The 6143-nt window shown below is 67.9% G+C and carries 7 protein-coding genes; 1 reads left to right on the plus strand and 6 read right to left on the minus strand.

Annotated features, from left to right (window positions below; translation table 11 throughout):
* From AB1824_12820 to pyrR, 4 genes are all read right to left on the minus strand, one after another.
* Positions 1–221, minus strand: a 221-nt coding sequence (locus AB1824_12820) for a DNA repair protein RadA (GenBank protein MEW5765847.1), incomplete at its 3' end; no start/stop codon positions are given.
* Positions 222–279: 58 nt separating this feature from the next.
* Complete coding sequence (locus AB1824_12825) at positions 280–1551, minus strand: dihydroorotase (protein ID MEW5765848.1); 1272 nt, start codon at positions 1549–1551, stop codon at positions 280–282.
* Positions 1535–2473, minus strand: coding sequence for an aspartate carbamoyltransferase catalytic subunit (locus tag AB1824_12830; protein ID MEW5765849.1), 939 nt, complete (start codon positions 2471–2473; stop codon positions 1535–1537). Before AB1824_12830 ends, AB1824_12825 begins: the two co-directional genes overlap by 17 nt.
* Before the next feature lie 9 nt (positions 2474–2482).
* Positions 2483–3046, minus strand: a complete 564-nt coding sequence (gene pyrR, locus AB1824_12835) for a bifunctional pyr operon transcriptional regulator/uracil phosphoribosyltransferase PyrR (GenBank protein MEW5765850.1) — start codon at positions 3044–3046, stop codon at positions 2483–2485.
* 237 nt (positions 3047–3283) lie between these two features.
* On the opposite strand from pyrR, the gene AB1824_12840 reads away from it, so the two are divergent.
* The gene (locus AB1824_12840) at positions 3284–3490 is read left to right on the plus strand and encodes a cold-shock protein (GenBank protein ID MEW5765851.1); all 207 of its coding nucleotides are present in this window, start codon (positions 3284–3286) and stop codon (positions 3488–3490) included.
* Between the two features lie 543 nt (positions 3491–4033).
* Here AB1824_12840 and AB1824_12845 read toward each other — a convergent pair.
* Positions 4034–5494, minus strand: coding sequence for an NAD(P)/FAD-dependent oxidoreductase (locus AB1824_12845; GenBank protein ID MEW5765852.1), 1461 nt, complete (start codon positions 5492–5494; stop codon positions 4034–4036).
* Positions 5495–5532: 38 nt separating this feature from the next.
* The gene (locus tag AB1824_12850) at positions 5533–5871 is read right to left on the minus strand and encodes a PAS domain-containing protein (protein MEW5765853.1); all 339 of its coding nucleotides are present in this window, start codon (positions 5869–5871) and stop codon (positions 5533–5535) included.
* Positions 5872–6143: the final 272 nt, after the last annotated feature.

Genomic DNA, 6143 nt, shown 5'->3' on the forward strand with positions numbered 1-6143 from the left:
TCCACCTCGGCGTTTCCGGTGGCGAGCCGGCTCCCTTCGGGGGGCCTCACGTCGGCCAGGGACACCGCGCGGGAGGAGGCGGCGCGACCGCGCCGGCCTGGGGACGGGGCGGCGGCCTCCTCCACGAGGCTGTTCCATTCCCCGCAGCCTGGGCAGCGCCCGAGCCACTTGGGACTTTGGGATCCGCAGGACTGGCAGACGAAGACGCTGACGGGTTTCACCGGGCCGCCCCCCTGACGACAGACTCGCGAACCGGCCCCGTCCCGCCGGGACCGCCCCTCAGAGGACCTTCTCTCCGGCGATGAAGACCCCCGCCACCGCCCCCTTGAGCTTCATGCCGAAGTAGGGGGAGTTCCGGCTCAGGGAGAGGACGTCGGCTTCCCGGAAGCAGAACTCTTTCCTCAAGTTCAGGAGGGTGAGGTCGGCATCCGCCCCGACGCGGATGGCGCCCTTGTTCTCGAGGCCCAAAATCCGCGCGGGCGCAGAGGAAAAAGCGTCCACGATCCGCGCGAGGGAAACGCGGCCCGTGCGAACGAGGCGGTCCAGGGCGAGGGGAACGGCGGTCTGAAGCCCGATGATGCCGTTGGGAGCCCGGTCGTACTCCTGCAGTTTCTCCTCGTAGGTGTGCGGGGCGTGGTCCGTGGCGATGACGTCGAGGGTCCCGTCGGCCAGCCCCGCGATGACGGCATCCACATCTTCCTTGGGCCTGAGGGGAGGGTTCATCTTCGTACGCGTGTCGAAGGAGGCGACGGCCTCGTGGGTGAGCGTGAAGTGGTGCGGCGTGGCTTCGGCCGTCACACGGATCTTTCGCTTCTTGGCCGCCCGGATGGCTTCCACGGATTGGCGGGTGGATACGTGTGCGATATGGACCGGCCGGCCCGTGAGGGCGCTCAGGGCGATGTCCCTCAAGACCGGGATGGACTCCGCCTCGGCGGGGATCCCCTTGAGCCCGAGGCGAACCGACACCTCGCCCTCGTGCATGACGCCCCCCTCCGCGAGGTCGGGGTCCTCGCAGTGGTCGATGACGAGGAGGCCCAGGGAGCCGGCGTACTCCAGGGCGCGGCGCATGACCGAGCTCTTTTTTACGGGGTGCCCGTCGTCGGAAATCGCCCGCACGCCCGCTTCCCGCAGTTCGCTGTAGGGTGCGAGCTCCTCGCCCGCGGAGCCCCGCGTGACGGCCCCGATGGGATACACGGCCACCGGGCTCGAGGCCCTGGCCCGCTCGAGAATGTACCGGGTGACCGAGGCGCAATCGTTCACGGGGTCCGTGTTGGGCATGCAGCAGACGCCCGTGAAGCCCCCCGCGAGGGCGGCGGCGAGCCCCGTGGCGATGGTTTCCTTCCTCTCGTATCCGGGCTCGCGGAGGTGGACGTGCATGTCGATGAAGCCGGGGGCCACCACCAGACCGGCGGCGTCCAGGATTTCGGCGCCTTTCGCGGCGATCTTCTTGTCCACGTCCGCGATGGAGGGACCCTCCAGCAGGATGTCGAGGGTCTCGTCCGTTCCGGATGCCGGATCCACCACCCGTCCGTTCTTAATGAGACGCTTCATCGTCCCCCCCACCGAGGAGGAGGTAGAGGATGGCCATCCGGACGGACACGCCGTTCTCCACCTGGTCCAGAATCACCGAATAGGGCCCGTCGGCCACTTCGGAGGCCATTTCCACGCCCCGGTTGATGGGGCCCGGGTGCATCACGATCACGTCCTTGTCCGCCCGCTTCAGCCGCTCCTCGGTCAGGCCGAAGTACTTGTAGTACTCCAGGAGGGACGGGAAGAGGCCCTTCCTCTGACGCTCCAGCTGGATCCGGAGCATCATGACCACGTCCTTCCCCTCCAGGGCCCGGTCGAAATCGCTGGTCACCCTCACTCCGAGCGAGTCCAGGTGGGGCGGAAGCATGGTGGCGGGACCGCACAGGGTCACCTTGGCCCCCATCTTGGTCAGGAGAAAGATGTTCGATCGGACCACCCGTGAGTGGGCGATGTCCCCCGCGATCAGAACTTCGAGGCCCCGAAACCCTCCCTTTTTCTGCCGGATGGTGTGGGCGTCGAGGAGGGCCTGGGTGGGGTGCTCGTGGGCCCCGTCCCCCGCGTTGATCAGGACGGCTTTCGTGAAGGGGCGGATGAGCTGGCAGGCCCCGGGGCTCCCGTGGCGCATGACGTAGCAGTCGGGCTGCATGCGCTCCAGGTTCAGGACCGTGTCCACCAGGCTCTCCCCTTTCTGGAGGGAGGAGGTGCTCGCGGAGAAGTTGAGCGTGTCCGCCGAGAGCCGCTTCTCGGCGATCTCGAAGGAGGAACGGGTGCGGGTCGAATTCTCGAAGAAGAGGTTCACCACCATTTTCCCCCGCAGAGCGGGCACCTTCTTGAGGGGGCGGCGGGACACCTCCGCCATCTTGTCGGCCGTGTCGAGGATGAGGGTGATTTCCTGCGCCGAAAGGGATTCGATTCCGACGAGGTCCTTCTGGTGCATCTGCATGGCGGGCTCCTAACGCTTCCCGCGCTTTCCGGCGCCGGATTCGGGGCTTTCGAGGATGAGGGAATCCTCCCCGTCGATCTCCTTGAGCCGAAGTTCCACGTGGTCCTCCCTTCGGGTGCTGAGGGAGAGGCCCACGTAGTCGGCCTGAATGGGCAGTTCCCGGTGGCCTCGGTCCACGAGGACCGCCAGCTGGACCCGGGCGGGCCGGCCGATGTCCACCAGCGCGTCCAGGGCCGCCCGGACGGTGCGGCCCGTGAAGAGAACGTCGTCCACGAGGATCACCGTTTTCCCCTCGATGGGGAACTCCACCTGCGTTCCCCGCAGGACCGGGGCGGTCCCCACGGAGGAAAAATCGTCCCGGTATAGATTGATGTCCAACGCGCCCACCGGAAGGACGATGTTCTCCGCCTTTTCGAGGGCCTTGGCCACCCGGCGAGCCAGCGGCACGCCGCGGCGGTGGATTCCGATGAGGACGACATCCTGGCAGCCGTGGAGCCTTTCGGCCACCTCCAGCGCGAGACGGCCGAGGGATCGCTGGATTCCCGCGGCATCGAACAGCTTCTTTCGCTTCATCTGCACCCCCGCCGCGGCGGCTTTGCCCCTTCGGGGGGCACCCGCCGCGGCCGTTCGCGAGGCCCGCTTCTCCCGAAGCGCCGTGCCTGTCCCCTGGCGGGGCCTTCATCTTACTGGGGGCAGGGAGGGGTGTCAACGCGAACTCCCGCCGCGTCTTGACAGGGTTGCAAGGGGAATGGTACCTTGCCGCCTCCGGCGAGCGGGTTCCCGGAGAGAGCATTTTTTCAAGGAGTCCCAATGGCTACCGGTACGGTGAAATGGTTCGACGAAAAGAAGGGCTACGGGTTCATCACCATGGACGAGGGAAAAGACGTCTTCGTCCACTTCAGCGCCATCCAGGGCAGCGGGTTCCGCAAGCTTCAGGAGGGCGACCGGGTGACCTTCGAGGTCAAGGACGGCACCAAGGGTCCCCAGGCGGACCAGGTGGTCGTGGTCCGCGAATAAGATCTACCAGACGCCAGACATTCTCCCGGAGGGGGGCCGAAGGGCCCCCCTCCTTCTTCATGGGGCCGCTCGGTCCGCCCGAGGCGAAGAGAAGCCACCGGCGAACTTCAAGTGAGTGCCGAAGCCCCTTCTCCCTCCAGATTGAAGAAGGCGCATGAGGGTCCGGTTCCTGCCCCGGGCCGCCCCTTCCGCCGGGTTCAGGGATTTCCAAAGCCCCCGGACCTCCCGTCGAAGGGCGCCGCTCTGTCAGGTCCAGCCGCCCCATTGATCCCAATCCGAGGGAGGTCCCTTTCTTTCAAATCGAAAGCACATTTCCGGACCCGTTCACATTAATCCATTTCGCATCAAAGAGTTGCATCCGCTTCGTTTTTGCGAAACACGCCACGGCCTCCGGACCAAGGACACCCGGGCTGGCCTGTGGCCGCGAGGCGGCGCCTTACGGTCCCATCGGTCCGCAAGATGGGAGGCGACCGCACGGCCAAGGACGGACCGGCGCCCCTGGATCGAGGGAGGAAAAGGGCGAAGCCTCGTGGACAACCTACATCATGTTTCCGGCGCGAACCCGCGTCCGAAGCCTCCCAGCCACCGAAGGAAGGCCACCCGGCGGGGGTTTTCGAAGACCGTTCGAACGTAATAGACGTTGGCGGCCCGGCGGGCCATCTGGACGAAGGTCGGGTAGGGGTGGACGGTCTGGGAGATGTCCGAGACCCGCATTCCCTTCCGGACCCCGAGCACCAGTTCCTGGAGGAGCTCTCCCGCGTGGGCCCCCACCATGTGGGCGCCGAGGAGCCGACCCCTCCGATCCGTGAGGACTTTCGCCAGGCCGCCGGGTCGGCCTTCGATCACGGCCCGGTCCAGTTGGTCGAAGTCGTAGGTCAGCACGTGGTGGCGGATGCCGCGCTCCTTTGCCTCGGCCTCGGTGAGCCCGCAATGGGCCACCTCGGGATCGGTGAAGGTGACCCAGGCCACGGCACGGAAGTGCATGTGCTCAAGGAGAAACGGGAGAAGGCGGCTTCGCACGATGTTCTGGACACATACCCCGGCCTCGTGCTCGGCCATGTGGGCGAACTGGTAGAGGCCGTTGCAGTCCCCGATGGCCCAGATTCCCCGCGCCGTCGTTCGCATGGCCCGGTCGACGCGGATCCCCGATCCGTCGTGGGCCACGCCGACCCGGTCCAGGTCAAGTCCCTCCACGTTGGGCGACCGTCCCGTGGCCACCAGGATTTCCTCGGCCTCAACGGTCTGCTCGGTCCCATCCTTGGCCCGGAGCACGAGCCCCTTGCCCGATGGCGTGCGAACGGCCCGGACGGCCCGCCGGTCCCCCAGGAAGCGGGCGCCTTCGCCCACGAGGAGTTTCAGGAGGTATTCCCCCGCCTCGGGCTCCTCCCGGGGGAGGGGCCGGGGGTTGGACTCCACCAGCGTCACGGCGACCCCCATGCGCTGGTACATCTGGGCGAACTCCATGCCGATGGGGCCGCCACCCAGAATCAGGAGGGACTTGGGCAGGCTCGAAAGCTGCAACGCCCGCCGGCTGTCCAGGTAACCCACGTCGGGGAGCCCCTCGATGGGGGGAGGAACGCCGTGGGCCCCCGTGGCCAGAACCACGTGGCGGGTTTCCAGAATCTTCCCATCCACCTCCACGCGGTCCGGCGCGAGGAGGCGAGGGCTACCGATGCGCACCTCCACGCCCGCCTGGCGGAGCACCTCTTCCGTGTCCTGCCGGGCCAGCGTGGCCTGGACCCTCGCCACGAAGGCCCGGGCCGCCCCGAAATCGAATTCCTGGGATCCGTCGCCCACCCCCAGGCCAACGCCCTCACGGGCGTCCCGCAGCCGGCGGGCCACGTGAAGGTAGGCCTTGCTGGGGACGCAACCCCAGGCGATGCAGTCGCCCCCCAGGGCCTCTTTCTCCACGAGGGCCACGCGGGCGCCCAGTCGGCCCAAACCCCGGGCCGCCGCCAGTCCCGCGGCGCCGCCGCCGATGATCACCGCATCGTACCGAGCCATCTCCCTCCCTGCTCCCCGGCCATTTTACCGCGCCCGCCTCAGGTGCGGACGAAGTGGGGAAGCGCCTCGGGAATGGGCATGGAGATCTCCACGAAGCCCGCGAAGGCGCCCGACCCGTCGAAGTACGGCAACTGGTGGATGATCTTCCGCACCCCCGCCTTCTCGATCGTGTAATGGTTCGGCGCCCGCTCCGCGTACAATTCGAGGGTCCGGGTGCGGGCGGGCTCCGGGTGGCAATCAAACACGCTGCTCCCCAAGAGGGCCAGCCCTCCATCCTCGGCAAAAACCTCCGCCGCCCGGGCGTTCATGGCCACGATCCGCCCCTGGGCATCCGTCACCGTCACCGCCGCCGGCAGGTGCTCCATCCAAGGTTCCATGCCTCACCTCCCTGCTTCCAACGAGGGTACCACGCCCCCCTTCGCGTCTCCCGCGTCCCCCGCCCGGCCGCGGGTTCGCCCCCCCTGAAACGGCGAAACCCCGGGACCTCGCCCGGGGCTTCGCTTTCCGAGTTGGCGGGACCGACGGGGCTCGAACCGCGCTCCCTCGCGACCGCTCTCCAGAGGGGGCCTCCGCCGGCCCCCTCCGGCGGCCGCTTCGCGGCCTGCTTCCCCCTGCCCTTTCGCGGGCGGTCCTCTGGGTGGGGGGCCTC

The organism is Acidobacteriota bacterium (assembly GCA_040752915.1).
GTDB lineage: Bacteria > Acidobacteriota > UBA4820 > UBA4820 > DSQY01 > JBFLVU01.

Bases quoted from the DNA above. Each gene is read 5' to 3' on its own strand.
- AB1824_12825 (MEW5765848.1), bottom strand. From the start codon at position 1,551: ATGAAGCGTCTCATTAAGAACGGACGGGTGGTGGATCCGGCATCCGGA.
- AB1824_12830 (MEW5765849.1), bottom strand. From the start codon at position 2,473: ATGCAGATGCACCAGAAGGACCTCGTCGGAATCGAATCCCTTTCGGCG.
- pyrR (MEW5765850.1), bottom strand. From the start codon at position 3,046: ATGAAGCGAAAGAAGCTGTTCGATGCCGCGGGAATCCAGCGATCCCTC.
- AB1824_12840 (MEW5765851.1), top strand. From the start codon at position 3,284: ATGGCTACCGGTACGGTGAAATGGTTCGACGAAAAGAAGGGCTACGGG.
- AB1824_12845 (MEW5765852.1), bottom strand. From the start codon at position 5,494: ATGGCTCGGTACGATGCGGTGATCATCGGCGGCGGCGCCGCGGGACTG.
- AB1824_12850 (MEW5765853.1), bottom strand. From the start codon at position 5,871: ATGGAACCTTGGATGGAGCACCTGCCGGCGGCGGTGACGGTGACGGAT.